At 57.8% G+C, this 26,294-nt stretch carries 24 protein-coding genes; 3 read left to right on the forward strand and 21 right to left on the reverse strand.

Annotated features, from left to right (window positions below):
* Window positions 1-220: 220 nt before the first annotated feature.
* The 3 genes from Q3981_RS01365 to Q3981_RS01375 all read right to left on the reverse strand — a co-directional run bounded on the left by Q3981_RS01365 (window position 221) and on the right by Q3981_RS01375 (window position 3,570).
* Window positions 221-1,804 carry a hypothetical protein gene (locus Q3981_RS01365; protein WP_303123127.1) on the reverse strand — a complete coding sequence of 528 codons (1,584 nt, stop codon included), beginning with the start codon at window positions 1,802-1,804 and terminating at the stop codon, window positions 221-223.
* A gap of 2 nt (window positions 1,805-1,806) precedes the next feature.
* Entirely contained in the window at window positions 1,807-2,631 is an 825-nt protein-coding gene (locus Q3981_RS01370) for an NUDIX hydrolase (protein WP_012731896.1), read from the reverse strand.
* Window positions 2,632-2,757: 126 nt separating this feature from the next.
* Complete coding sequence (locus Q3981_RS01375; protein WP_303123218.1) at window positions 2,758-3,570, reverse strand: ABC transporter ATP-binding protein; 813 nt, start codon at window positions 3,568-3,570, stop codon at window positions 2,758-2,760.
* 277 nt (window positions 3,571-3,847) lie between these two features.
* Between Q3981_RS01375 and Q3981_RS01380 the strand changes: the two genes are divergently transcribed.
* Together Q3981_RS01380 and glgB are read left to right on the forward strand one after the other, a co-directional pair.
* On the forward strand, window positions 3,848-5,896 hold the full coding sequence (locus Q3981_RS01380) for an alpha-1,4-glucan--maltose-1-phosphate maltosyltransferase (protein WP_303123132.1): 2,049 nt from the start codon (window positions 3,848-3,850) through the stop codon (window positions 5,894-5,896).
* A 54-nt stretch (window positions 5,897-5,950) separates the two neighbouring features.
* Window positions 5,951-8,125, forward strand: coding sequence for a 1,4-alpha-glucan branching protein GlgB (glgB, locus tag Q3981_RS01385; protein WP_303123134.1), 2,175 nt, complete (start codon window positions 5,951-5,953; stop codon window positions 8,123-8,125).
* 51 nt (window positions 8,126-8,176) lie between these two features.
* On the opposite strand, the gene Q3981_RS01390 is transcribed toward glgB, so the two are convergent.
* A complete protein-coding gene (locus tag Q3981_RS01390) occupies window positions 8,177-9,184 on the reverse strand; it encodes a tetratricopeptide repeat protein (protein ID WP_303123136.1) in 1,008 nt (335 codons plus the stop codon).
* 113 nt (window positions 9,185-9,297) lie between these two features.
* Complete coding sequence (locus tag Q3981_RS01395; protein WP_303123138.1) at window positions 9,298-9,612, reverse strand: thiamine-binding protein; 315 nt, start codon at window positions 9,610-9,612, stop codon at window positions 9,298-9,300.
* 105 nt (window positions 9,613-9,717) lie between these two features.
* Here Q3981_RS01395 and mce point away from each other — a divergent pair, with 105 nt between their 5' ends.
* On the forward strand, window positions 9,718-10,176 hold the full coding sequence (gene mce / locus Q3981_RS01400; RefSeq protein ID WP_204087185.1) for a methylmalonyl-CoA epimerase: 459 nt from the start codon (window positions 9,718-9,720) through the stop codon (window positions 10,174-10,176).
* A gap of 123 nt (window positions 10,177-10,299) precedes the next feature.
* On the opposite strand, the gene nucS is transcribed toward mce, so the two are convergent.
* From nucS to rho, 16 genes are all read right to left on the reverse strand, one after another.
* Complete coding sequence (gene nucS, locus Q3981_RS01405) at window positions 10,300-11,061, reverse strand: endonuclease NucS (RefSeq protein ID WP_303123140.1); 762 nt, start codon at window positions 11,059-11,061, stop codon at window positions 10,300-10,302.
* A gap of 112 nt (window positions 11,062-11,173) precedes the next feature.
* Window positions 11,174-11,647 carry a DUF2550 family protein gene (locus Q3981_RS10430; protein ID WP_368410017.1) on the reverse strand — a complete coding sequence of 158 codons (474 nt, stop codon included), beginning with the start codon at window positions 11,645-11,647 and terminating at the stop codon, window positions 11,174-11,176.
* A gap of 140 nt (window positions 11,648-11,787) precedes the next feature.
* Window positions 11,788-12,165 (reverse strand): F0F1 ATP synthase subunit epsilon, encoded by a 378-nt coding sequence (locus Q3981_RS01410; RefSeq protein ID WP_012731905.1) that lies wholly within the window; start codon window positions 12,163-12,165, stop codon window positions 11,788-11,790.
* A gap of 12 nt (window positions 12,166-12,177) precedes the next feature.
* Entirely contained in the window at window positions 12,178-13,614 is a 1,437-nt protein-coding gene (atpD, locus tag Q3981_RS01415) for a F0F1 ATP synthase subunit beta (protein ID WP_012731906.1), read from the reverse strand.
* A gap of 3 nt (window positions 13,615-13,617) precedes the next feature.
* On the reverse strand, window positions 13,618-14,601 hold the full coding sequence (locus Q3981_RS01420) for a F0F1 ATP synthase subunit gamma (protein WP_012731907.1): 984 nt from the start codon (window positions 14,599-14,601) through the stop codon (window positions 13,618-13,620).
* Between the two features lie 47 nt (window positions 14,602-14,648).
* Window positions 14,649-16,292 carry a F0F1 ATP synthase subunit alpha gene (atpA, locus tag Q3981_RS01425; protein WP_221923810.1) on the reverse strand — a complete coding sequence of 548 codons (1,644 nt, stop codon included), beginning with the start codon at window positions 16,290-16,292 and terminating at the stop codon, window positions 14,649-14,651.
* A 96-nt stretch (window positions 16,293-16,388) separates the two neighbouring features.
* A complete protein-coding gene (locus Q3981_RS01430) occupies window positions 16,389-17,204 on the reverse strand; it encodes a F0F1 ATP synthase subunit delta (protein ID WP_303123144.1) in 816 nt (271 codons plus the stop codon).
* Window positions 17,205-17,209: 5 nt separating this feature from the next.
* On the reverse strand, window positions 17,210-17,770 hold the full coding sequence (locus tag Q3981_RS01435) for a F0F1 ATP synthase subunit B (protein WP_303123146.1): 561 nt from the start codon (window positions 17,768-17,770) through the stop codon (window positions 17,210-17,212).
* A gap of 52 nt (window positions 17,771-17,822) precedes the next feature.
* Complete coding sequence (locus Q3981_RS01440; RefSeq protein ID WP_012731911.1) at window positions 17,823-18,059, reverse strand: ATP synthase F0 subunit C; 237 nt, start codon at window positions 18,057-18,059, stop codon at window positions 17,823-17,825.
* 78 nt (window positions 18,060-18,137) lie between these two features.
* Window positions 18,138-18,989 carry a F0F1 ATP synthase subunit A gene (gene atpB, locus Q3981_RS01445; RefSeq protein ID WP_303123149.1) on the reverse strand — a complete coding sequence of 284 codons (852 nt, stop codon included), beginning with the start codon at window positions 18,987-18,989 and terminating at the stop codon, window positions 18,138-18,140.
* 268 nt (window positions 18,990-19,257) lie between these two features.
* Window positions 19,258-19,902: a hypothetical protein gene (locus Q3981_RS01450; RefSeq protein WP_303123150.1), complete on the reverse strand. Its 645-nt coding sequence runs from the start codon at window positions 19,900-19,902 to the stop codon at window positions 19,258-19,260.
* Window positions 19,899-21,077: a glycosyltransferase family 4 protein gene (locus tag Q3981_RS01455; protein WP_303123152.1), complete on the reverse strand. Its 1,179-nt coding sequence runs from the start codon at window positions 21,075-21,077 to the stop codon at window positions 19,899-19,901. The genes Q3981_RS01450 and Q3981_RS01455 overlap by 4 nt, the downstream gene beginning before the upstream one ends.
* A 65-nt stretch (window positions 21,078-21,142) precedes the next feature.
* Complete coding sequence (locus tag Q3981_RS01460; RefSeq protein ID WP_303123154.1) at window positions 21,143-21,799, reverse strand: L-threonylcarbamoyladenylate synthase; 657 nt, start codon at window positions 21,797-21,799, stop codon at window positions 21,143-21,145.
* An 8-nt stretch (window positions 21,800-21,807) separates the two neighbouring features.
* Complete coding sequence (locus tag Q3981_RS01465; RefSeq protein WP_303123156.1) at window positions 21,808-22,959, reverse strand: HemK/PrmC family methyltransferase; 1,152 nt, start codon at window positions 22,957-22,959, stop codon at window positions 21,808-21,810.
* Window positions 22,956-24,029 (reverse strand): peptide chain release factor 1, encoded by a 1,074-nt coding sequence (gene prfA / locus Q3981_RS01470; RefSeq protein WP_046202532.1) that lies wholly within the window; start codon window positions 24,027-24,029, stop codon window positions 22,956-22,958. Before prfA ends, Q3981_RS01465 begins: the two co-directional genes overlap by 4 nt.
* A gap of 182 nt (window positions 24,030-24,211) precedes the next feature.
* Window positions 24,212-26,245, reverse strand: coding sequence for a transcription termination factor Rho (gene rho / locus Q3981_RS01475; RefSeq protein WP_303123159.1), 2,034 nt, complete (start codon window positions 26,243-26,245; stop codon window positions 24,212-24,214).
* Window positions 26,246-26,294: the final 49 nt, after the last annotated feature.

The raw sequence follows: 26,294 nt of genomic DNA on the forward strand, positions 1-26,294 counted from the left end.
CTGCAGCCGTCGCCGGCGTACCTCACATCAATATCTCGCTCGTTTTGAAGACCACTTTAACGCACTTTTGTGGCCTAGCACACAAAAGTGTGTTCAAACTCTCTAGACCCGTGACCAATGCCCCCGTTTGTGTGGGCCACAGCGCCGACATCATTCCCGCGATCCGATCTGCTTCCCGCGGTCTCACCGGGATTACTGGCGTTGTTGTCAATGGACTTTATTAATGGACTTCTCGCGGACCACAAATGAACGCAACCGACGAATTCTTTCCCTGTCTATCCCCCACCTGCGTGATCACGATCGTGTAACTGCCGTCCGACGACCCATCCGACGGTGAGTCCGCGTTCGCCTTTCCTCGAGCCACCCCGTAAGCAGAGGCTTCTTTGTTGCGGTTGTTGCGCTGATTACGCGCCTTCTTCCCCGAATGTTTCCGCGCGGCAGACATGATTTTTGCCCGAACATGATCGGGGTTCGCTGCCACACCACGGACGAGAATTTCGATCTGCTCAGGAGCACGCTTCGCCATCGTCGACGTCAGTTTGGACAGTGGCACAGCATCCAGCACCTCACACGCTAAAACACCTGCTGGCGGTGTATCGCCAGTTAAGAAGGCAATATGGGGATCGATCTGACGCATCCCCCACCGGTACGCGGCTTGGCGCACCAATCCCGCCCGAACAATCGCTCCATCCGGATCGACGATGTACCGGTCGGCCAGGCTCTTCTTTCGGCTTCCGGTGTCGTCGTCTACATCCGATGACGGCGCCGAAGAATCTGCCGTTTGCGGGACTTCTGGATCCGTATCAGTAAACATATCGACGGATCCATCTGCACGAATCAGGGTTGCCCGGCGCGTAATCCGTCGCTGCTGATCCGGGCTGTCGTGATCGGTGCTGTTTTGATCGTCCGTCTTGCCATTGCCCGTAAGTAGCGCACGAATACCCGACGTTGACGCCGCAATTTCGGGCGTCCACAAACATGCCTCTTTCACCGCACCGGCGACGGAGATAATCTCTACTTCCCCATCCCAACTGGAGTAATCGATCCCAGGTGCGCACTTCACGACGAGTTCCGGCGAACGATCGGCGTGAGGCCCCGCTTGCTCCCCAGGCCGCAGACCACGCCATATATCGATCAACCCGGGTAGCGGCGGGATTAAATCCTGAGGCTGAGAAATTCGTCGGCCTTGAGCACGTCGTGCGGGATCGGCAATAACAACCGCCGGAAACGACACTGGGCACAAAGCATCAGCGCGGACAATTAGCGGGCGAATGAACCGCGCCTGGGCTTCGCCACTTATTCCCGAGCCTGCATCCTCTCGCGCCGCTGTCTCACACACCGCCTTCTCAAGAACCGACATATTGTGCCGGGCCATCGCTACCCTGCCGGGATCGATATCAGACCCGATCGCAGTCAACCCCTCACCAGCAAGAGCAGCAAGCTCACTACCAATGGAACATGTGACATCATGCACCAGCCCGCCTGCCTGCAACGATGGCGCCAATGCCAGCCGCCTCGCCCTGTACTGGGCAATCACCAGGGCGGTTGCCTGCTGAACCGACTCCGCGTCGACAAGCCACTCGTCAACAACATCCTCAGATACTTTGGCGTCCACCGGTCGAGGACCCCGCGCCGACCGTCGAGCAACCATTAACTCAGCCAACGCGCGACCATATTGCCCATATTTCGAACGCAACAGAGCCCCGTCGGCAAACTCGGTGGCCTTCGAAAACTCCAGCGGTTCAGCCTCGGCGCACGCGTCCGGATGGCTGGTTATCCACGCAACGTCGTCTCGCGATAACACCGTTAGGCCCACCCGCGGGCGTAGTACGTGTCAAAGGAGCGTTCCACAGTGAAATATTCATCCATAAAGGGACGATCCCGAACCGCGCCGGTCACAGGTTCAACGGTCAGATCCGAGGCGTACCCCAGCACTTCATCAACCGTTCGGAATGTATCCAGCATGCGCAGCTGCACCCACGTCGGCGGGAGGAGACGGATTTTGCGGTAACGCCAGCCATCGAGCAATGTTGACGGCCTAAACCACCCACTCGACGCGGCCTCTATCGCATCATCGTGCGTATTCTGTCCTTCCGGCTGCGCGGCCACAAAGAAGTGGGTGTCATAGCGTGCCGTGTCTCCGGGAGGGCTCACCCAGTTTGCCCAGGGGCGGAGCAGGTCAGCGCGGAGATACAGACCGGTGTCGTCCAGGAAATTAGAGAACGCCAACTCGTGGCTTTCTAGGCGCGAGCGGAAAGGAATGTAGGGGTCGGTATCGCCGACAACATTGCCGTCGTGCAGGCCGGCCAGGAGGGTTCCCGATTCTTCAAATGTTTCTCGCACAGCGGCACAGACCAACGCACGGGCATCGTCTCGCGGAACTTTCAAATGACGTGCCCACCAGGATGTATCGTGGCCAACCCACCGAAGCTCCGGTGAATCCACACCATCACCGTCAACATCCCCGGGAAGATCGCGCTGGTCAACGCCGCCTCCAGGGAAAACGGTCATTTCCGGGTAGTGGACCATGGTGGAGGCGCGTTCTTGAACGTAAACCTCCATCCCCCACACCGTGTCCCGCAGCAACAGAACGGTAGAGGCACGTCTCTCACCTGTCGGTGTCAGAAACATGACCCTCCCTTTCTGCCAAGCAGACAACTTGTACACCACACTGCTATCTCACAGGTTCGTCCGTGAGCATCTTCTGCGAGCATCGTTCTCAGTGAGCATCGTAGATTAGCTCAAACACTACCGGAATTATCGACGATGACGCCGCGAGGATTTCACTCGGTGAGCAAAGAAACGGCCATCGACGGTATCTAACGTAATCGGCTGATGGAACGTCTTCGTTAAATTCTCTCCGGTGAGGACCTCGTCGATAGGTCCGGCGACAACCTGTTTGCCCTCGTCAAGGAGCATTGCGTGGGTGAATCCCTGAGGGATTTCTTCCACGTGGTGAGTAACCATAACGATCACGGGGGCATCAGGGTTATTCGCCAGTGTGGACAGTCGCTCAACAAGGTCCTCACGCCCGCCGAGGTCAAGACCAGCGCCGGGCTCGTCGAGAAGAAGTAGTTCCGGATCAGTCATTAACGAGCGCGCGATTAAAACCCGTTTGCGCTCTCCCTCCGAAAGGGTCGACCATGTTCGGTCGGCTAGATGCATCGCGCCGAGATCCTCGAGGATGAGCGTTGCTTGTTCCTTATCGACGTCGTCGTACTGCTCACGCCACCGACCGAGAATGTTGTATCCAGCGGAGATCACTAAGTCGAGAACACGCTCTCGACCGGGAATACGCTGGGCCAATGCGGACGACGACATACCGATCATCGTGCGCACATCCCGCACATCGGTCTTGCCTAAGACCTCGCCCATGATCACGCTGCGGCCCGTCGTCGGATACGTTTCCGCACCCGCAACCTTCATCAGCGTCGTCTTACCAGCACCATTCGGGCCGATAATGACCCAACGCTGCCCGGGCTTCACCACCCAGTTCATGGGCTGCAACAGCATCGAACCATTCCGAACGACGCTCACGTCGTCAAGGGAAATAAGAGCGTCGGGGTCAATCGGAAGTGCATCAAGCTCCTCACGAGAGCGAACCGTCGCGTGAGGCTGAGAATCATCGGAACCGTGCGTGTGGGAAGAAGTGTCGTGTCGAGTCACATCACCATCTTAGGGCTAACCCACGACACGTTCCGTCACTTTGCACAAAGCGTCGTCACTTTCGACGGACTGCCGCCGGAAATGATCAGCCCAAAAAGGGGTTCTGTGCTGCGCGATATCTGGGTTGTCCTCTACTCTGTTGGAGAGAACGAGTGCGGAGCACGACAAAAAGGAGATACCTGTGACCGGACGGCTCGGAACCGTTGGACGACTCGGCATTGACGACGTCCGCCCCCGCGTATCCAGTGGCGAAGTACCCGCCAAGGCAGTGGTCGGAGAGGTCATCCCCCTCAGCGCCGTTGTGTGGCGCGAGGGGCACGACGCGGTCTCTGCCACAGCCATCGTGAAGGGGCCTACCTCCGCGTCTGGGCCCTCCGCCGTTCAGCGCATCCCCATGGTGCCGGCGCATGGCGATCCCGACCTGGTCAACGCCATATTCGTGCCCGACTGCCCGGGGACGTGGACTTTCCGTATCGATGCGTGGTCGGACCCCTACCGCACGTGGCGGCACGCCATCGAGGCCAAGGTTGAAGCTGGTCAAAGCGCCGAGGAGGTCGCGAATGACCTGGAAATTGGCGCGCGGATTATGGAGAACACCGCCAACAACGTTGCCTCCGTCACCGACCGGCCCCACCTGTTGTCTGTGGCCGCGTCGTTGCGGTCCGATCGCGATATTCGTGCGCGCATTGCCCCGGCACTCTCGGCAGAGACAACAAGCATTTTCCGACGGACACCTCTCCGCGAACTGTTGACGCGCGGCCGCACCTACGAGGTGTACGTGGAACGTCGGCGCGCGCTCGTCGGATCCTGGTACGAGTTCTTCCCGCGCTCCACCGGAGGCGTGGAAAATGGCGAACCGGTGCACGGAACGTTCGCGACCGCCGCCGAGTCTCTCGACCGGATCGCGAGAATGAACTTTGACGTCGTGTATCTCCCGCCGATCCACCCCATCGGGCATATCAACCGCAAGGGGAAAAATAACACCCTTGACCCCACGCCGGATGACGTCGGCTCCCCCTGGGCAATCGGATCATCTGAGGGTGGCCATGACGCGGTCCACCCCGACCTTGGCACTCTCGACGATTTTGACGCGTTTGTTGCCCGGGCTCGTGAACTCAACCTCGAGGTAGCGCTCGATTTTGCGTTGCAGTGCGCCCCTGACCACCCGTGGGCTGCGCCTCACCCCGAATGGTTTACCGTTCTTCCCGACGGCACCATTGCCTACGCGGAAAACCCGCCGAAGAAGTACCAAGACATCTACCCCTTGAATTTCGATAACGATCCCGAAGGATTATTCGCCGAAATTCACCGCGTCCTGGTGTTCTGGATCAAACGCGGAGTCCACATCTTCCGTGTGGATAACCCCCACACCAAGCCCACCGCGTTTTGGGCGCGGCTGATTTCCACGATCCACCAGACCTACCCCGACATCGTGTTCCTCGCGGAAGCGTTTACCCGTCGGCCCATCCTCTATGGCCTGGCAAAAGCTGGTTTTTCGCAGTCGTACACCTATTTCACATGGCAGACGTCGAAAAAAGAACTGGAAGCGTTTGCTGAGGAAATTCGGGATGCGGCCGATGCCTGCCGGCCAAATCTATTCGTAAATACACCCGACATTCTCCATGCAAGCCTTCAGCACGGCGGAAAGGCGATGTTCGCGATCCGTGCGGCTCTCGCCACCACTCTGAGCCCATCGTGGGGCATGTACTCCGGTTTCGAGATCTACGAACACGTCGCAGTCAAAGAGGGCAGCGAAGAATACCTCGATAGCGAAAAGTACCAGCTCAGGCCGCGTGATTTTGAGGGAGCTCGCCTCCGCGGTGAATCACTGGAACCGTTCGTGACGGTGCTCAACACGATCCGCCGGGAGCAGCCCGCTCTTCAACAGCTCCGGACACTCAGGCTCGTGCCGTCAGATAACGACAAGATCATGGCGTACACCAAGGTTGATCCGCTCACTGGAAATGCGCTGGCCATCGTCGTCAATCTAGATTCTGAGAACGTCCAAGAGACCACAATTCACCTTGACCTAGAGTCGCTTGGGCTGCCCTCGACTGTTGAGGTTCACGACCTTATTACTGACCAAACGTGGACGTGGGGTGAGGACAATTATGTTCGCCTCGATCCGACCTTCAACGTGTGTCACATCGTTAAATTGCCCGAAATCCCCACTGACTATCGCGACCGCAGCGGCTTTGCTCCTCACCACGAGTATCGCTACACCTGCTAAGACCTGCAAAAACGACGGTACCCGTACACGCCGCCCACCTCCTGAGGAGAGACCATGCCAACTATCGACCCGAATGACCGCGCACGAATACTTGCAGGTACCCATTACAACCCGCACTCCGTTCTTGGGGCTCACCCACACGACGACGGAACGACGACGATCACGGCGTTTCGGCCCGGCGCGGAATCAGTCACCGTGGAGACCCCGTCCGAGACTGTCGACGCGGTTAACGACGGTGATGGCTTCTTTTCCGCGTCCATCCACGGTGGAGTGACTGACCACCGGCTGCACATCACCTATCCCGATGGTGAGACCGTAACGATTGCTAACGGGTACACGTGGCTACCCACACTCGGGGAAATGGATATCCACCTCATCGGCGAGGGACGACACGAGCGCCTGTGGGAAGTGCTGGGTGCTCATGTCCGCCATTACGACACCGAGATGGGGAGCGTCGACGGCACATCGTTCGCTGTGTGGGCGCCGAATGCTCAAGGCGTCACCGTGACCGGATCGTTCTGCGCGTGGAATAAGAACCAGTTCCCCATGCGCTCGCTGGGGTCGTCGGGAATTTGGGAAGTTTTCGTCCCCAACGTCTCCGCCGGGGCGTACTACAAATTCTGCGTGACCACGCCTGATGGGAATCGAATCGATAAGGCCGATCCTATGGCGCGCCGGGCTGAGGTGCCGCCGGCTACGGCGTCGATCGTGGCCGATAGTGATTACGCATGGTCCGATGACGAGTGGATGGCTGAGAAAACGCGGAAGAATCTCCAGGACTCACCCATTTCTATTTACGAAGTGCACCTGGAGTCCTGGCATAAGGGTCTTTCCTACACAGAGCTCGCGGATGAATTGGTGTCCTATGTTTCGGATATGGGATACACGCATGTGGAATTCATGCCGGTCACCGAATATCCGTTCTCGGGGTCGTGGGGGTACCAAGTCACCTCGTATTACGCCCCCACTTCGCGTTTCGGCACTCCCGACGAGTTCCGCGCCCTTGTCGATGCCTTCCACGAAGCGGGTATCGGCGTCATCATGGACTGGGTCCCCGGGCACTTCCCCAAGGACGAGTGGGCACTCGCCCGCTTCGACGGCCGCGCCTGCTACGAGCACCCCGATTGGCGACGAGGGGAACAAAAGGACTGGGGCACCTACGTCTTCGACTTCGGACGAGCGGAAGTACGCAACTTCCTCGTAGCCAACGCGTTGTACTGGGTGGATCAGTTCCACATCGACGGACTGCGTGTCGACGCCGTCGCTTCGATTTTGTACCTGGATTACAGCCGTAAAGAGGGCGAATGGCTCCCCAACCAGTACGGTGGGCGCGAGAACCTTGATGCCGTTCAATTCCTGCAGGAGATGAACGCTACCGTCGAGAGGGCCTATCCAGGGACAATGACCGTGGCGGAGGAATCTACCTCGTGGCCAGGGGTGACGGCCCCCACGTACGACGGCGGCCTGGGATTCACGTTTAAGTGGAACATGGGGTGGATGCACGACACCCTCGAATACATCTCCAACGACCCCATTTACCGCCCCTGGCACCATGGGGATATCACGTTTTCGCTGGTCTACGCGTGGTCTGAAAAGTTCATTCTCCCCATTAGCCATGATGAAGTGGTTTATGGGAAGGGGACGCTATGGTCGCGGATGCCGGGCGATACGTGGAATAAGGCAGCAGGGCTGCGTACCTATCTTGCGTTCATGTGGGCGCACCCCGGTAAGCAACTCTTGTTCCAAGGGCAAGACTTTGGGCAAACCACCGAGTGGAACCACGACGAGTCTCTGCCGTGGGGGCAGCAAGAAGGCTGGGAAGGCGAATACCACGCCGCCATATCGCGCCTGGTCAAGGACCTTAATGGCCTTTACTCGACTACCCCTGCGCTCTACACACAAGACAACGAACCCAGCGGTTTTTCGTGGATTAACGCTAGCGACGCCCAACGCGGCGTGCTGAGCTTCATGCGGTACGGATCGAATGGACAGCGAGTCGCGTGCGTATTCAATTTCTCGGGAACCACATATCCCCAGTACCAATTGGGTCTCACCAATGCTGGACGGTGGACGGAGATTCTCAACACCGACTCGTCCGATTATGAAGGCGCCGGTGGCGGCAACTTGGGGCAGATCACGGCGAATAGTGGTGAATACGACGGCTACCCTGCCTCAGCGACTATCTTCGTGCCCGCCATGAGCGCCCTGTTCTTCCGCTTCGACGGGTAGCGACGGGGACGGTGTAGCCCGGCTGGCGGGATGGCCAGCCTGGCCGGCGCTTTAGAACAGGGCGCTCGCCATTTCCCGCCTGGCTGTGGCTACGCGCGGGTCGGCGGGATCGCACAGCGTGAACAGTTCGATCAAACGATCCTTAACCTGAGTCTTTTGATCTCCTGCCGATACCCGCAAGAGGTCTAGAAGCACGCGAAAGGCGTCCTCTTCCTTCGACGAGATCATGTACTGGTCGGCCTGGGCGAAGGTCTTCTCCGGTTCTGACGTCGGGTCGTCGGATGCCTGCGTCTCTGACACTCGTTTGAGGAGGGACACGTTCGCGCGCGCAGCCTTGGCCTCAGTGTTGTGCGGCTCGGCGTCGATAATCTTGTCGTAGGCGGCAAGCGCAGCATCGAAGTCGCCGTTATTGAGAGCCTCTTCAGCAGCATCAAACCGAGGATCCGATGGGGGTTGTTCGTCCTCAGTGGTCGTCGACCCTTTCTCGGCGTCGGGAATACCGGGCAATTGGTCACCGACTGCCTGCAGAATTTGGTCGATCCACTCTTGTAATTGTTCTTTCGGCTGTTGCCCTTCGAGAACCGAAATCGGGCGGCCATTTCCCAATGCTATGACTGTCGGAATAGCGCGAACACCAAAGGCCTGAGCAATCTGGGGAACTGTATCTGCACTCACATTGGCAAAGATCCACTTGTAATTCGCCTGCCGTGCCATGGACTCAAGATTCTGGACGATGTCTTGAGAATCTGGCGACCGCGTCGAACTAATCGCGACAATAACCGGGACCTGCATAGACCGCTTGAGGACGTCATTTTCAAAATTGGCCTCGGTAACATCGACGGCCATCTGGGCTGTGCCACTACTAGAGCCGTCACGAGGAACGCCGGCACCGCCAGGTGCATTATTCCCCGCGCTTGAACCCGCCGTACTGGCGGTCCCGCGCGCTTGGCGCTGACGTTGCTTTTCCGCCTCCGCCCGAGCTTCGGCCCGTGCTTTAACTTCGCCTAAATCAACTGCACCAGCTATAAACCGCTCAGGGCCTTTTCCCGGAGATGTCATTACTGTCTTGTACCCCTCTCAGTAAGAATGTCTAATTGTTCTGTGTCGTCACTATATTCTTGGCGATCCCGTCGGACGCTACTACATGGTTCGACGCTCCGCCCGTCCGCCGTTCACTTCTCAGATGACGACTCGAGACGACGGTTCACCGCGTCCACCTTCTCGGTGAGCTGGTGGTCATAGCCCGGGCGAATATCGGCCTTCACCACTAAGGACGTTCGCGGACTCACCGAGCTGACAGCTTCCGTTGCCCGCTTCACGACGTCGAAAACCTCGTCCCATTCACCTTCGATCAGAGTGAACATGGCGTTTGTCTCGTTTGGAAGACCAGACTCCCGAACAACTCGGATTGCCTCAGCAACCGCATCCGCGACACCACCATCGTCGTCAGTAGAAGTAGTCGGAGCAACAGAAAACGCAACAATCATGGCCCCGATGCTAGTCCAGCCTGACGGACAATGTCGTACAAAATCACACCCCTGAATACGCCTGCGAAGAAGCAATATTGGCCGCGAGGGGCATAGCATAGAAGCATGAGTAACAACGAGTACAGCACCGAAGTACCGCACGAACTAGTCAACTGCCTGGATCACGTAGGTATCGCCACAGCTGACTTGGATGCCACGCTGGAGTGGTACCGCACGAACATGGGGTGGATCTGCCACCACGTCGAAACAAATGAAGAACAGGGTGTTCAGGAGGCCATGGTTGGCCCGAAGACCCTCACGGAGCTGCAGGGAATGATTCAGGTTCTGGCTCCGCTGAACGAGAAGTCGACGATCGCTAAGTTCCTCGACAAAAAGGGCCCGGGTTTGCAGCAGATGTGTCTGCGCACGACCGATATCGATGCTCTCTGTGACCACCTGCGTAAGCAAGGTACACGGCTTCTTTATGACGAGCCGAAGAACGGAACCGCTGGTGCTCGCATCAACTTCGTCCACCCAAAGGATGCAGGCGGAGTCCTTCTCGAACTGACTCAGCCCGGAAAGTAAGTTTTCCTGTCGCTGTGGGGTCCACGTTGGTGGGCCCCATTTTTGTTGGGTTCGACGGTGATGGCGGGACCTTTGTTGGGGCCCCGTTTTCACTGGATGAGCGGGCAGCACCGCCTTGGCGTGCTAAAAAAGACGAAGCTCCTGCGACGGGGTACCACGCAGCTCGTCGTAGTCGACGGTCACGCACGTGAACCCACGATCCTCCGCGAGCGTCCGCGCCTGCGGTTTGATCTCCTGAGCCGCGAAAAGTCCCTTTACCGGGGCTAAGATTTCATCCCTGTTCAGCAATTCGACGTACCGTGTGAGTTGCTCAACGCCATCGATACCACCGCGGCGTTTCACCTCAACGGCCACGGTCTTCCCGCTCGCGTCCCTGGTCAAAATATCAACGGGCCCAATAGGCGTCGGATATTCGCGCCGAACGAGCGTAAACCCCTCCCCCAACGCTTCCGGATGCTGCGCTAACAGCTCCTGAAGATGCGCTTCCACACCATCCTTCGTGAGACCTGGATCCTCGCCCAGGTCATACGTGGTGTCAGAAATCTTGTCATGCACCGTAATGCGGAGCTGTTCCCCCTTTTTATTCTCGACGACCCAAAGCTCTTCCTCATGCGTGGTTTGATCCGAGCCGTCGGTCTCCGGTCCTTCAGAATTGCCGACGGAGCTACCGTCGGTAAGGCCGGCGTCGGAGTCGTCGATGGCAATCGGGTGGACCGTGAGCGTACACGGCGGAGTCATCCAATTGAGCGGTTTATAGGCCCGGTCATCGGCGTGGACTGACACTGATCCGTCAGCTTTAACCATGAGTAGACGAGTCGCTTTGGGCAAGTGGGCGGTTAAACGACCAACATAATCGACGGAACACGTAGCGATGACAAGGCGCATGAGCGAGAGAGTACCAAATCGCGTTATCTCAGAACCTATTACGTCACAGCGTCGAGCAAGGCGCTGCGTCTAGCGATGTAGGCGATCAAGCCACGCTCAATGGCCACCGTCGTTAACTGTGGCGATGAAACCTGTGGCCCCGTTCTTTAACCCGTCGAGGGTGTTTACTGAGCCGCTGAATCCTGGTGCTCGGGGCGGACTCCAACCACGCCACCAATGCCATATCCATAGCGTGTCCCCCGGCTACATCCACTCGTACATCCCCCGCTTGAAGTTCGACTATCCGCGGATCAGCTAATAGCCGTAATACCCCCGTTTTGACGTCTCGTCGGCCAACAATTTCTATGTTGTGCCTTTCACACGATAAGTCTGCCCCCGGTTTAAGAGACCGTAGCAAGTAAAGCTTTGCGGCGTCTTCCCCCAAAATGATGACCCCGTGGTGCCAGCGATGTCGTCGTCCGTCACGATAAACGGCGGTACAGACTGGTATGCCACGGGGCCGGATCCACGAAAATCGCCATATGGCGACTCCCATTCCCCATACGAGGATGGCCATACACGCCATTGTCACGGTGAAGAGAACCATGGGCCACCTCTCCCATTACGTCCGGCGACGGCTCGTCATGCACGTCGTTCCTTGAGCTGAGTATAAACGACGAAACCCCCGTGTTCCTAAGAATTGGCCTTAGAAACTACGGGGGCGTAGGTGAGAGCTATATAGTCGACCTACTTTTCTTTCGCACGCTGGACTGCTCGCAGCTCGGATTGAGCTTGAGCACGGTCATGTGAATCCGTGTCGGAGCCTTTGTAGCTCTGCTCTGCGCTGGAAACATCCACTTCTGATGACCACGTGGCGTGGTCCGCCAGAATAGATACTTTGTGCTTGCCGACGGACAGGAACCCGCCCTGTACTGCAGCGACTTTCTTTTCGCCGTCGGTGGTACGGATGATGACCACACCGTTTTCTACAAGCTGCCCAAGGATGGGTTCGTGTCCGGGAAGTATGCCGATTTCACCTTCTGTGGTCTGTGCGGTGACAGACGTCGCAGCACCGGACCATAGCGCTCGCTCAACGGAGACTAACTCAGTGGCAATTTCAGCCATGGTGTCCCTACCTTACTTCTCTTGCAGCTTCTTGTATTCGGCTTCGACGTCGTCCAGACCGCCGAGGCCGTTGAAGCAGCGCTCGGGGTATGCGTCATATTCGCCATCGCAAATACGGCGGAAGGCGTCGATGGTGTCCTTCAGCGGGACGTAGGAGCCTGGCAGGCCGGTGAACTTTTCAGCAACGAAGAAGTTCTGGCCGAGGAAGCGCTCGATACGACGTGCACGCTGGACGGTGATCTTGTCTTCTTCAGACAGCTCGTCCATACCAAGAATGGCGATAATATCCTGCAGTTCCTTGTTCTTCTGAAGGATATTGATGACTCGCTGCGCAACTTGGTAGTGCTCCTCGCCGACGATTCCAGGCTCGAGGATACGAGACGTGGAGGTCAGCGGGTTCACAGCGGGGTAAATACCCTTTGACGCGATGGAACGGTCAAGCTCCGTGGTCGCATCCAAGTGGGCGAACACGGTCGCAGGAGCCGGGTCGGTGTAGTCGTCGGCGGGGACGTAGACAGCCTGCAGAGAGGTAATCGAACGGCCCTTGGTCGACGTAATGCGCTCCTGGAGCTCACCCATCTCGTCAGCCAATGTTGGCTGGTAACCCACAGCAGAAGGCATACGGCCCAGCAGCGTGGAAACCTCGGAACCTGCCTGGCTGAAACGGAAGATGTTATCGATGAAGAGCAGCACGTCTTGGTGCTGAACGTCACGGAAGTACTCCGCCATCGTCAGCCCCGAGAGAGCCACACGCATACGAACTCCCGGCGGCTCGTCCATCTGGCCGAACACGAGGGCCGTATCTTGGAGCACGCCCATCTCTTCCATTTCGAGGAAGAGGTCCGTGCCTTCACGGGTACGCTCACCGACGCCGGCGAATACTGACGTACCGGAGAACTCGCGGGCAATACGGGTGATCATTTCCTGGATGAGCACGGTCTTGCCCACACCAGCACCACCGAACAGACCAATCTTTCCACCCTTCACATACGGGGTGAGAAGGTCGATGACCTTAATACCGGTCTCGAGGATTTCGGTCTTACCTTCGAGTTGATCGAAAGCCGGTGGCTTACGGTGGATGGACCATTGCTCGCCGTCACGGCCGAGCCCTGGCTCGTCAAGGCAGTCACCGAGGGCGTTGAAAACGTGCCCCTTGACGGTGTCCCCGACGGGAACAGAAATCGGTTTGCCGGTGTCTTTCACTTCGGCACCGCGGATCAAACCATCGGTCGGTGCCATCGATACGGCACGGACGATGTTGTCACCGAGGTGCTGGGCAACCTCGAGGGTAATTGTCTTGGCGACGGCCTCTAGATCAACGTCGACGGTCAGCGCGTTGAATAGCGCCGGTAGTTCTCCGCGAGGGAATTCCACGTCGACAACCGGGCCGATGACGCGTGCGACACGGCCGCTGAGGCCCGTCTGCTGCTCACTAAGAGCTGTAGTCATTGGTTAGTCACTTTCTCCGCTGTCGTCGAGCGCTCCCGCGCCACCGACGATCTCTGTAATTTCCTGGGTAATTTGTGCCTGACGAGCTTGGTTAGCTGTACGAGACAACGTGGTGGCAAGCTCAGTTGCGTTATCCGTCGCCGAACTCATAGCTGTACGGCGTGCTGCGGATTCTGACGCAGCTGACTCCAGCAGCAAGGCATACAAAGCACGTGACACGTAGTGCGGGAGGAGCTCCGACAGCAACGTGGTCGCGTCGGGCTCAAATTCGTAGTTGGCACTAATTTCGGAATCGTCTGGGTCAGACAGCATGTCTTCGCCAGTCTCTACTTCCTCATAGTCGATGACGGCTTCCATCGGAAGCATCTGCCGTGCGACGGCCTTCTGAGACAGCATCGACTCGAACTTCGTGTACACGACATGGAGCTGGTCGAAGCCTTGCACACTCTCGCCCTCAGGCGCGGTGAGCCCGGGGCGCCACTCTGCTTTGCCCGATGAGCTAGCAACGAATGCGTCGATAAGGTGCCGACGCATCTGGTGCGTGCCTTCGTACTCGGGGTCCTGGGAGTATCCGGTCCATGCGCCTTCAAGGGCCTCACCGCGGAAGCGGTAGTAGGTCAGCCCCTTGTTGCCGAAGACATAGAGGACAACCTCATAGCCCTGTTTTTCCAACAAAGCGCGTAGTTCAGCAACTTTCTTGAAAACGTTGTGGTTGTACCCGCCACACATTCCTCGGTCGCTGGAGACCACCAAGATAGCGGCACGGTTTCCGCCTTCGCGTTCGCGGAGCATGGGGTGGTCCAGTGAACTTGCCGATGACAAGCGATGGACGACCTTGGTAATTTCCTCCGCGTACGGTTGCGAGGCAGCTACCCTGGCCTGCGCTTTCGTGATCTTCGAAGTGGCGATCAGCTCCTGGGCCTTCGTGATCTTCTTAGTCGAGTTGACGGACTTAATCCGGTCTCGTAGTTCACGTAACGTAGCCATTTACACTCATCGCCTCCCTTCGTTCTTATCCATTGCGCGCACCGCCCTTACTTGCCCGAGGACTTACGCGACACAGTGATTTGTTCTTTACCCAACTCGGATTGCTCCATTGGGTCTACATCGGGCTCGTTGATAACAGGTTTGCCGTCGGACGCCTGGAAGTTCTGCTTGAACTCATCCACAGCGGAGGAAAGCTCTGCCTTGGATTCGTCATTGAGTGGGGATCCACCCTCGACTTGCTCGAAGACACCAGCATGCTTCGAATGGAGGTGCTCGAGGAGTTCAGATTCGAACCGACGAATATCTTCGACGGGAACGGAGTCAAAGTCGCCGTTACCAGCAAGGTAGATCGACACCATCTGGTCTTCCACAGCTTGCGGGTGGTTCTCCGGCTGCTTCAGCAGCTCAACAAGGCGAGATCCGCGCTCCAGCTGTGCCTTGGAAGAATCGTCGAGGTCCGAGGCGAATGCAGCGAATGCTTCCAAGTCGCGGTATGCGGCGAGGTCAATACGCAGCGAACCCGAAACCTTCTTCATACCCTTCGTCTGGGCGGCACCACCGACACGGGAGACCGACACACCGACGTTAATAGCGGGGCGAACACCCTGGTTGAAGAGGTCTGACTCCAAGAAGACCTGACCGTCGGTAATAGAAATGACGTTGGTCGGAATGAAGGCGGACACGTCGTTCGCTTTGGTCTCGATGATCGGCAGGGCCGTCATAGAGCCGCCACCCAAGTCGTCGGAGAGCTTAGCTGCACGCTCCAACAAGCGGGAGTGGAGGTAGAAAACGTCACCTGGGTACGCTTCGCGTCCCGGCGGACGACGCAGCAGCAAGGAGATCGCACGGTAGGCCTCAGCCTGCTTGGTGAGGTCATCGTAGATGACCAGCACGTGCTTGCCCTTGTACATCCAGTGCTGTCCCAGTGCGGCACCAGCGAAGGGTGCGAGCCACTTAAAACCAGCCGAATCTGATGCGGGAGCAGCGACAATGGTGGTGTAGTCCAGGGCGCCGTTGTCCTCTAAGGTCTTACGGACACCAGCGATTGTGGAGCCCTTCTGACCGATGGCGACATAAATGCAGCGGACCTGCTTTTCCGGGTCCCCGGATTCCCAGTTGGCTTTCTGGTTAATGATGGTATCGAGGCAAACAGCCGTCTTACCGGTTTTACGGTCGCCAATGATGAGCTGTCGCTGGCCTCGCCCGATCGGGGTCATCGCGTCGATAGCTTTAATACCGGTCTGGAGTGGTTCCTCGACTGGTTGACGCATCAACACTGAGGGCGCCTGCAGTTCCAGGACGCGATCTTCTTCTGCCTCGATGGATCCCAGGCCGTCGATTGGCTGGCCCAGGGGGTTAATAACGCGGCCGAGGAATTTGTCCCCAACCGGAATGGATAGGACCTCTCCGGTCCTTTTTACTTCGTCGCCTTCCCGCAAGGTCTCGTAGCTTCCCAAGACCACGACACCGACTTTATCGGTGTCAAGGTTTTGGGCGACGCCGATGACGCCACCTGGGAACTCGAGCAACTCATTAGCCATGACTGATGGCATACCCGAAACCTGGGCGATACCGTCAGCCGCACTAATGACCACGCCGACCTCCTCACGGGAGGCCTCCGCGGAGTAGCTCGAGGTGTAGTTCGCAATCGCGCTACGGATCTCGTCGGAGGAGATCGTCAGCTCCGCCATGTTCTTCCTGCTCTCGGTAGTCTCTTCCAGCATTACTTGTTTATTACGTCGTATTTCTGGTCGTGGTCACGACCGGCATTCCGTCCGCCGTGGGCGTCAGGCAAAAGCTCGCCGTAGTTTCTCGAGTTTGCCCGATGTGCTGCCATCGATACGCTCATCTCCGACCCGGATGACCATTCCACCGAGGATGCTGGGATCGACCTCTCCGTGGATGGACATCTTGTGACCATAAATTCGACCGAGCTTGTCAGCCAGGGTGGATCGTTGGGTATCGCTCAATTCGCCGGCAGTCACAACATGAGCAACTTCGTACCCACGCAGCTGCGCTGCCTCCCGCGATAGCGTTTCACATGCTTCGACAGGACGTTGTTTAGCACGAGAAATCGCCTGCAAGGCAAGAGTTTCTGTAATTGAAGTAACTTTGCCGTACAAGACTGAGGCCAACAATTGGCGACGTCGGTCCGCACGAGCTTGTCGGTCTGCCAAAAGCATCTCCAGCTGCGGGGCGTCTTCAAGGACCCTCGCCAACTGGAACAACTCAGATTCGACGGTCGTGAGCTTGTCGTCTGCCTCGGCGGCGCGGAACAGAGCCCGGCGGCCAAGTTGAACAAGCCCATTACGGAAATCGCGCGTATTCGACCAGTCTTTATCTACTGCAGAACGCAACACGCTGCGCGAAGCCTGATTGAGCTTCTCACCGAAAACGCGATCGGCAAGGTCTGCACGTTTCTCGGAGGACGCTGCGGGATCAATAAGCGCCACACGCAAGTCACGGTTGGAGTCCAAAACCTCAACGACGTCGAAGAGCTCGGGTCCGATCTGTGCGCCGTCGACGGCGGCATTGGACTGAGCAACGGTGTTGTCGAGGGTAGTCGCCAACTCGGTCATCGATTCTCGGCTCGCTGCGTGCATACTGATCACTTCCCTGCCGGAATGTCATCCAAGGAAGACAGGAAAGAATCCACTGTCTCCGCGCGCTTGGCATCGTCGGATAGATGAGAGCCGAGGAGCTTCTCCGCCAGATCGACCGAATTCTGACCCATGTCCTTACGCAGGTCAGCGACGACGGCATCACGCTGAGCAGCAAGTTGCTTTTCGCCTTGAGCGATAATGCGGTTGCTTTCCTCCGTTGCTTCGGTCTTCATATCCGCAACGATCTTTTGCCCGTCAGCACGAGCTTCGTCGCGAATACGAGCGGCCTCTGCACGAGCCTCAGCGAGCTGGTCATTGTATTTTTGCAACGCAGCCTTCGCCTCGGATTGCGCGGCCTCCGCACGTTGAATACCGCCTTCAATGCGATCTTCACGCTCAGAAAGAACCTCTTGGAACTTCGGAAGAACAAACTTCCAGAAAAGCCATAGGATCAGTACGAAGCAGACGATGGACCAGACGAGGTCGTATGGCAAAGGGAGAAGCGGCAAGTTGCCTTTTTCGAGAGGCAGCGTGTTGTCCTCAGCCAAAATGAGTGAGTTCGTCATAGTCTCCAGCTTTCGCTATTTCGAATATCAGGATGTAGTGAAAACAACCTGATTAGAACAGGAAGCCGGCGACCAAGCCGATAAGGGCAAGGGCCTCAGTGAAGGCGATGCCCAGGAACATTGTGGTACGCAACTGGCCAGCCATTTCCGGCTGACGTGCCATGCCTTCCACCGTCTTTCCGGCGACAATACCGATACCGATACCAGGGCCGATAGCAGCAAGGCCGTAGCCAATAGCACCGAAGCCGTCATAGCTGGTGGAGTCTGCAGCGAGAAGGATCTCGTTCATGGGGTGTTCCGTTCCCTTTCAAAATGCCGTTGGTTTTCCAACGACGTATTCGTGAAAAACTTCGAGTGGGGTGTTCAGTTAGTGTTCGTCCGCATGCAGGGAAAGCTCAATGTACACCGCAGTCAGCAGGGCGAAAATGTACGCCTGCAGGAAAATCACCAAAATCTCAAACAGCGAGAAGGCAAAAGCTGCCGCGATGGTAAAGCCGGACGCAACAAGCCAGCCGTTCATCTGCCAGAAGAAGAAGTTGGTTGCCGAGTACAAGAGCACCAGCACGATGTGACCTGACAGCATATTGGCCATAAGACGAATGGTCAGCGTGACAGGCCTCAAAATGAAGGTCGAGAAGAACTCAATCGGTACGACCAAGAAATAGAGAAGGAAAGGCAACCCCGGAATTACCAGAGAGCTCTTCATGTACTTCCCGAACCCGTACCGTTTGGCACCTGCGTAAATCATGCAGATGTAGGCAACCACGGCCAAGAGCAGTGGCATACCGATACGAGCATTGGGGGAAACGTTCAAGAACGGGATCACCGATGGTGCGTTCATGAACAGCACAAGGAAGAAGATCGTGGAAATAATCGGAAGGAAGCGACGTCCTTCTTTTCGACCAAGAATCTCCTCACTGATGTGGATACGGACGAAATCCAACAAGTACTCAGCGACGTTCTGCACGCCACGCGGAACTAACTTCGGCTTCCGCATAGCGAAGAAGAAGAACAGCCCCATGAGCACCATCACGAGGAGTCGGACGAACATGATGCGGTCGATGGCGAACCAACCGTCGGCAAAATTACCGAACCAGAGGTTGATGTGATCACCATGCGCCGTCTCGGGACAGCGTGACTCACCGTCACTGCCGGTCCCACAAACGAACCCCGGGAAAAAGTCGTGGTCCAGATCTGGGGCGTGGAAATGCCCCTTCATGGACAAGGTTGTAACGCTCAGCGTTCTCTCCCGTGTTCGGGCCGCTTTCTGCCAAACAGGAAGCGGTGCGATGGAGGTCTATGTGCATAGCCCACCGCGGATTCCGTCGCACATCATCGCGGGGGCCCGGGGGTTATTCGGGGGTGGCTACGCATAGCGACTTTTCCTTATAACCCGCAGTTGACGATAGCAGCTTAATTCAGGTTTTTCCCAAGCGATCTCTCAATCCGACCCCCCTAAAACTACACCTGATTCACCCCCATGCAGGCTATTGCTGGTGGTCCCGTTCTTCTGCCCATTCTCGGTCAGCGATATAGGTCACACGCGCGGTTAAAACACCCCATGTTTCTGAGACCAATCCGACGATTAACGCGGCGATCACCGTGACAGCCAACGCTAGGTGGTCATAGAAATACATGTTCTTCAGAACAACCAAGACAAGTAAGACGACGACAACTTTGAGCAGCCACGTCCCCATCACCACAGCCATCGTCGTTTGGGGATTAGTTCGGGAGGTGACGAGCACACTCACAATAGTGAGCAAAACGAAGGCACCACCGATGACCGACCCGATGAGCGCTCCCCAGACACCTCGCATCCCGGATTGCCCACCCCAGGCCAACAACGAAACCACGGCTAAACAGGCAATTGCGATACCCCCCAGCCGCGCAGCCTTCAGCAGCGGCCACCGTGGATCCGACACATGCCGGTTCCTCTTCGCAATCACGTCGTCGATAGGCGAACCACCGTCGGTAGACGAGCTAGCCGACGAGTTCGACGTTTCAGAAGAGTTCTGTCCATCAGATTGTTCCGGTGTACTCGCACCGGAATCCCCCGATGCGAAAGTGGAATATGGAGACGTCGGCTTAGACGAGGCGTTGTTTGGTTCGCCAGAGGAGTGGGAATCAGTCACGCTGGCTGATTGTAGCGGTCCGGGTGCCGACGATCACGCGAGCGCGGTACAGACGTAATCCCGACGGCGATGATGATCGCTAGCCCCACCGCAATGAGGGTAATGTCCGTCGGCAAAATTGTTGCTGCCACTGCGCTGAATGCGACGACACTCACCCACGTGTAGAGCACAAGGACCACCCGTCGGTGCGTGTGTCCGAGCTGGAGCAGCCTGTGGTGCAGGTGCTTTTTATCAGGGGCGAACGGGCTTTTCCCGTGGCCGACACGGCGGATAACGGCCATGATGAGGTCAAGCATCGGGATGAACACACTCGCTGCCACCACGATGATCGGACTCAGCAGCGCGAAAATGTCGGCGGCACCATAAAGCGACATCGTGATGCGGCCAGACGCTGAGGTCGACGCCGCCGCAAGGAGAAGGCCGATCAGCATGGATCCCGTGTCACCCATGAAAATCCGGCTCGGCTCAAAGTTATGGGGCAAGAAACCCGCGCAGGCTCCAATCAACACGGCGGAAATAATGGCCGGCGGATAAGCGCTCACCGCTCCCCCTTGGTCGTGGAGAATGGTGAGCGAAAATGCGAAGAGCGAGATTCCAGCGATCCCCCCGACGCCGGCCGCCAACCCGTCGAGACCGTCGACAAAGTTAATCGCGTTGATCAGGGTGACGGTGAAGACAACGGTCAGAACTGTGGACTGGACTTGATCCAGAATGACCGTGGTGCCACCATGCCAGGGAACATAGAGGAGGTACCAGCTCAGCCCCAGCAGACTCATGACCGTCGCGCCCGCGATCTGCCCGACCAGTTTCACGAGAGCCGGAATGTCATACAAATCATCGATAATGCCAACAACAACGATGATGAGGGCAGCCCATAACACGGCTCTCAAGTCCGGAGTCATGGGAGGAAATCCGCGGTTCAACGCCGGTAATTGGTTGGCCACCAGTAAGGCTGCAATGACGCCGGTGAACATCGCGACTCCCCCCAACCGCGGTCGGGGTTGTTTATGGACGTCGCGGGCACGCGGGATAGCTACTCTCCCGGTCCGCACCATGACGGATCGTATGCATCCTGTTGTCAGGAACGTCACGATGCAGCCCGTGCAGAGAACAAGGATGAGTTCCCGAATGGGCACACCGGTTCCCCCCACCGCTGATTGTGCACAAACGATCATGATGTTTCTCTACCCCGCATTCCCTGGACTATCCGCGCACGTGAGGCCGTTCTTTTCCCCTCGAACTATCTCTGACGCAGCGTAGCAGGGCTCGTTCCGATGACCTCGGAAATGCGTTCTGCAGAAATCGCCCCTTCACGCAAAAGATGAGGGGTGGGCGAGGTCAGATCAATGATGGTTGACGGCTCCCCAATCGTCGCCTCCCCGTCATCCAAATAGACGGATACTTCGCTTCCCAGCATCTGCTTCGCGGCAATTGCCGAAGTCGCAGGCGGCTGCCCCGAAATATTGGCCGAGCTCACTGCCATGGGGCCTGTGGCTCTCAGTAGCTCGATCGCGACCGGCTGTAGCGGCATCCGAAGCATCACTGATCCGTTAGTATCCCCAAGGTCCCAGGGCAACGACGGCGCCTGCGTCACCACGAAGGACAGCCCGCCCGGCCAGAATGCTTGGACTAATTCACGCATCCGCGGGGTGACTGTTTGCACCAGGCCGTCGACGGTGTCCCATGACCCAATCAACACGGGAACTGGCATGTCAGGGCCACGATGTTTTGCCCGCAACAGCGCGGCAACAGCGTCGTTATCGAATGCATCGCACCCGATCCCGTAGACGGTGTCGGTGGGCATAACGACCAGGCGCCCGCCTTTTACTGCGCTCTGGGCAGCCTCGAGGCCGCGACGTCGTTCGTCTTGGTCAGTGCAATCGTAAATTGTGCTCATGAGTTTTACTACGCTTTCCTCGTGTGTGCGGCCCGAATGCCCGTCACAAACCTATCGCGTCCAGCTAAGTCCTTATGTATTTCTAGATCGGTGAAGCCGTGATCATTCAAGCATTGTGAGGTCACAGGCCCGCTGAGCTCGTCGTGTTCCACAGCCACGACGGTGCCGGGGCTAGACAAATCCTCAACCACGGCCATCATCGGCACGATCACGCTCATTCCGTCCGCACCAGCGAAAACGGCATCATGAGGATCGGCCGCGACTTCGGGCGAAATCGTCGTGTTCTCGGGCACATAGGGTGGATTCGAGACGACCATATCCACCTTCAGCTCAGGCGTCGTTTCACGCGTCGGTTCAGGATTGTCACCGTCACGCGTGTCCCGGTCACACAAGTCTCGAATGCTTTTCACGATAGTGGGATCCGTAGCATCCCCTGCGCACAGGCTCACAGAGAGCTGATCGGCGTCGTCCTCTGACAGGCCAGCGTCCAGCGCTTCCGTCCGCCAATTCTGCATGAAGGCCTCGACATTGCGACGGGCATAATCCAGCGCGACGTCGCTCGTGTCAACGCCCATAATGCGGATTCGTGGGAGCTTGCCGACGCTTCCCACGTGCGGATTGGCTGTCTTCTGCTCCCGAAAGTCACGATGAAGAGACAACAACGCGTTTCCCGCCGCGTGCGCAACACCCAACGCCAAGGTTCCGGGCCCGGTACACAAGTCAACGATGGTGTAATCCGCGGGCACAGACTTCGACGGTCCGGATTTCTCGGACCGGTTATCCAACGCCCTGCGGAGTTGGTCTCCCGCCCATTCCACAATCAATTCGGTTTCCGGACGGGGAACAAAAGCCCCCGGGCCGACCAGCAGGTCGATCCCCGCGAAACGCACCGTCCCCATAATGTGCTGCAAGGGTTCCCGCTGCTCACGTCGGCTAATACACGCTTCGAAAAACTCGGCCGTGTCGGAATCGACGTGGTCTTGGCGTCGGAAGAATAATGACGACCGTGTGACCGGTTCCGCACCCGGCGCGCCCTTAACAGTGAGCGCATGTGCCATCAGTAGCTCAGCATCGACTCGTGGAGAATCCACCCCCGCAGCGCGCAGTCGTCCGCCGGCATTGTTGATCATCTGGCGAACAGATGTACGGGGATATGTCATTCTGCCTCGAGCCGTTCGGCGCGCTCCGCGGACTGCAGCGCAGAGAAGAGATCATCCAGATCGCCGTCGAGAACCTGGTCGAGGTTGTGCGCCTTGTAATTAATTCTGTGGTCAGAGATGCGGTTTTCGGGGAAATTGTAGGTACGGATGCGCTCCGACCGATCCATGGTCCGCACCTGAGCAGCACGATCGGCCGACGCCGCAGCCTCGGCTTCTTCTTCCTTCATCTGCTGCAACCGGGCGGCCAGGACCTGCATCGCGCGCGCCTTGTTTTGGATCTGGCTACGTTCTTTCTGACAGGTCACGATCAGCCCCGTCGGCAAGTGTGTGATGCGGACAGCGGAGTCGGTGGTGTTCACACCCTGGCCACCTTTACCGGATGAGCGGTACACATCGACGCGGATGTCTTTGTCATCAATCTCGACATCCTCGATTTCATCAGGTTCCGGATAGACGAGGACACCGGCAGCGGAAGTCTGGATACGTCCCTGGGATTCGGTGACGGGAACTCGCTGAACACGGTGAACGCCACCCTCAAACTTGAACACGCTCCACGCACCGTCCCGAGACGGCTTCTTGGAGCGAATAGACATGGTGATGTCTTTAATTCCCCCGAGGTCCGTGGGAGCGTCGTCCAGGACGTCGATCGCGAAGCCGTGTTTGTCCGCGTAGCGCTGGTACATCCGCACTAATTCGCCGGCGAAGAGGGCTGCTTCTTCTCCGCCCGCACCGGACTTCACTTCCATCACGATGTCATCGCCATCATGGGGATCCCGCGGTGCCAAAAGGTCAGCTAGCTTATCCGATAGCTCCTCTTTTTCTGCCCGAAGACGCTCGGCCTCAGCCGCGAATTCCTGGTCTTCGTGGGCCATTTCCTCGGCGGCTTCGAGATCGTCGGTCACAGCGTTTAACCGGTCATTCGTCTGAATGATGGGCTGGAGTTCAGAGAACCGCTTCCCCACCTTCCGCGCGCGAGCAGCGTCGTTGTGTAAATCAGGATCAGCTAATTGAGCTTCGAGCCCTTGATATTCCGAAACAATGTCGTCGACCGCCGAAACATGCGTCGCCATGACCCAGAGTGCTCCTTTAACTGCTCACTACAAATACCGGTAACTACACGAATATAGCGCGACGGCGGCGGCTCAACCGAACCACCGCCCGCACCGTGACCAGGAGAGCTTTACCTCCTGGCGCCACTACTTCACATCACTGCCTGGCTTCACGGCTTAGCGTCGCGCATAAGGGGGACGAATTACTCGTCATCATCGTCGGGAACACTCATGGGTGCCGACGATGCGATCTGCATGAGGAACTCGCCATTGTTCTTGGTCTTGCGCAGCTGCTTGATAAGCAAGTCGATGGCCTGCTGCGGGTCCAGTGCCGACAAGATCCGACGCAGCTTGTGCATGACGCGTGCCTCGTCGGGCGCCAAGAGCAGCTCATCCTTACGGGTACCCGACGGATTCACGTCGACAGCTGGGAAGACGCGGCGCTCCGAAATCTTCCGGTCAAGCTTCAGCTCTGCGTTACCCGTGCCCTTGAATTCCTCGAAGATGACGGTGTCACCGGCGGAACCGGTCTCGACCATGGCTGTCGCGATAATGGTCAGCGAACCACCGTTTTCGATGTTGCGTGCCGCACCCAGGAATCGCTTCGGCGGGTAGAGGGCGTTGGAATCCACACCACCGGACAGGATACGTCCCGACGCCGGGGACGAGTTGTTGTACGCACGGCCCAATCGCGTAATGGAGTCCAACAGCACAACGACGTCCTGACCAGCCTCAACAAGGCGCTTAGCCCTCTCAATCGCTAGCTCAGCGACGGTGGTGTGCTCGCTCGGCGGACGGTCAAACGTCGAGGCGATCACTTCGCCATTGACCGAGCGCTGCATATCGGTGACTTCCTCAGGGCGCTCGTCGACAAGAACAACCATGAGGTAGCACTCTTGATTGTTGGTCGTGATGGCGTTAGCGACGTCCTGCAGAATTGTCGTTTTACCAGCCTTCGGCGGGGACACGATCAGCGCGCGCTGCCCCTTACCGATCGGCATGATGAGGTCAATCACGCGCGTCGTGAGCTTCTTCTGGTCCGTCTCCAACCGCAGCCGCTGGTTCGGGTACAGCGGTGTGAGCTTGGCGAACTCGGGGCGGGCCTTGGCCTCCTCCGGCGTCATGCCGTTGACTGTGTCAACGCGCGCCAAGGGGGCGAACTTCTGCCGGTTACGGCCGCGACCATGCTGCGGGCGGCTGGAGCCGTCCTCACGGACCTTGATCTGCCCGGTCACAGCGTCGCCACGGCGCATTCCCTGGGACCGAACCATGTTCATGGACACATACACATCATTCGGGCCGGACTGGTACCCCGACGTGCGAATGAACGCGGTGTTGTTGTCGACAACATCGAGGATTCCCGCGATCGGCTGGAAGGTTTCCCCTTCGCGCAGCTGGTTCGGGTTCTGGTTGTCGCGATTATCCCGGTTTCGGCGGTTGCGCCGATTGCCGCGGTTATTACGGTCGTTGCGGTTATTGCGACCTCCGCGATCGTTCCGGTTGTCACGATCATTGCGGTTGTTGCGGCCACCCCGGTGGTCCTGGTTATTGCGGCCACCGCGACCATTGTGGTCGTTGTTGTCACCGGAGTTGTCGTCATTGTGGCCATAACGGTCATCACGGTCGTCATTGGACCGTCGGTGATCATTATTGTTATTCCGATCGTCATCCCGGCGGGAGTTGTTGTCATCCGAATCGTCGGAAGAATCACGGGACGAATTGTTCCGGTCATCACCGTCATTGGAATGACCGTTGTGCCGGGCTCGGTGACGACGTGCGCGACGTGCCTGGGAGCGCGATTTGTAGCCGTGGTGGCGGGAATCGTCAGAATCGTCGTCGCGGCCGTTGTCATTGTCCGAGCTGGAGTCCGAGTGGGAATCGGAGCCACCCGAGTGCTCATCCCCACGACGGTCGTCGTTGCCGTTGTGCCGGTTATCGGAGCCGGAACCGTGTCCGGAGCCATGTCCGTCGTTATTTGCCGACGATCCAGCATTAAATGAATCGGAGTTCGGCGATTCAGAGTTATCCGAATGGTGGGACTCGGCCTTCGGTTCCCCCGCTTTCCGTGTGGATCGACGAGGCCGAGAATACGGCTGACCAGCGTCGGCGGCCTGAATGGCTGCGATAATATCCCCCTTGCGCAGCCCTGAGAGTCCTCGAATCCCCTTTTCGGCAGCTAGCGCCTTTAATTCCGGGATGCGCATAGCGGCCAGGTTGTTCGTGTCCGTATCAGTCACGGATGTCCTTTCGTTGCCAGCCCCTCCGGGACAATTATCAATATTTGTC

This window comes from Corynebacterium sp., assembly GCF_030530965.1.
Taxonomy (GTDB): Bacteria; Actinomycetota; Actinomycetes; order Mycobacteriales; family Mycobacteriaceae; genus Corynebacterium.

Bases quoted from the DNA above. Each gene is read 5' to 3' on its own strand.
- atpA (WP_221923810.1), bottom strand. From the start codon at position 16,292: ATGGCGGAGCTGACGATCTCCTCCGACGAGATCCGTAGCGCGATTGCG.
- prfA (WP_046202532.1), bottom strand. From the start codon at position 24,029: ATGGCGACGCATGTTTCGGCGGTCGACGACATTGTTTCGGAATATCAA.
- Q3981_RS01460 (WP_303123154.1), bottom strand. From the start codon at position 21,799: ATGAGCACAATTTACGATTGCACTGACCAAGACGAACGACGTCGCGGC.
- Q3981_RS01455 (WP_303123152.1), bottom strand. From the start codon at position 21,077: ATGATCGTTTGTGCACAATCAGCGGTGGGGGGAACCGGTGTGCCCATT.
- Q3981_RS01430 (WP_303123144.1), bottom strand. From the start codon at position 17,204: ATGCACGCAGCGAGCCGAGAATCGATGACCGAGTTGGCGACTACCCTC.
- Q3981_RS01395 (WP_303123138.1), bottom strand. From the start codon at position 9,612: ATGATTGTTGCGTTTTCTGTTGCTCCGACTACTTCTACTGACGACGAT.
- Q3981_RS01420 (WP_012731907.1), bottom strand. From the start codon at position 14,601: ATGGCTACGTTACGTGAACTACGAGACCGGATTAAGTCCGTCAACTCG.
- Q3981_RS10430 (WP_368410017.1), bottom strand. From the start codon at position 11,647: ATGGTTCTCTTCACCGTGACAATGGCGTGTATGGCCATCCTCGTATGG.
- nucS (WP_303123140.1), bottom strand. From the start codon at position 11,061: ATGCGCCTTGTCATCGCTACGTGTTCCGTCGATTATGTTGGTCGTTTA.
- Q3981_RS01390 (WP_303123136.1), bottom strand. From the start codon at position 9,184: ATGACATCTCCGGGAAAAGGCCCTGAGCGGTTTATAGCTGGTGCAGTT.
- Q3981_RS01410 (WP_012731905.1), bottom strand. From the start codon at position 12,165: ATGGCTGAAATTGCCACTGAGTTAGTCTCCGTTGAGCGAGCGCTATGG.
- Q3981_RS01370 (WP_012731896.1), bottom strand. From the start codon at position 2,631: ATGTTTCTGACACCGACAGGTGAGAGACGTGCCTCTACCGTTCTGTTG.
- atpB (WP_303123149.1), bottom strand. From the start codon at position 18,989: ATGAAGGGGCATTTCCACGCCCCAGATCTGGACCACGACTTTTTCCCG.
- Q3981_RS01440 (WP_012731911.1), bottom strand. From the start codon at position 18,059: ATGAACGAGATCCTTCTCGCTGCAGACTCCACCAGCTATGACGGCTTC.
- Q3981_RS01465 (WP_303123156.1), bottom strand. From the start codon at position 22,959: ATGACATATCCCCGTACATCTGTTCGCCAGATGATCAACAATGCCGGC.
- glgB (WP_303123134.1), top strand. From the start codon at position 5,951: ATGCCAACTATCGACCCGAATGACCGCGCACGAATACTTGCAGGTACC.
- atpD (WP_012731906.1), bottom strand. From the start codon at position 13,614: ATGACTACAGCTCTTAGTGAGCAGCAGACGGGCCTCAGCGGCCGTGTC.
- mce (WP_204087185.1), top strand. From the start codon at position 9,718: ATGAGTAACAACGAGTACAGCACCGAAGTACCGCACGAACTAGTCAAC.
- Q3981_RS01435 (WP_303123146.1), bottom strand. From the start codon at position 17,770: ATGACGAACTCACTCATTTTGGCTGAGGACAACACGCTGCCTCTCGAA.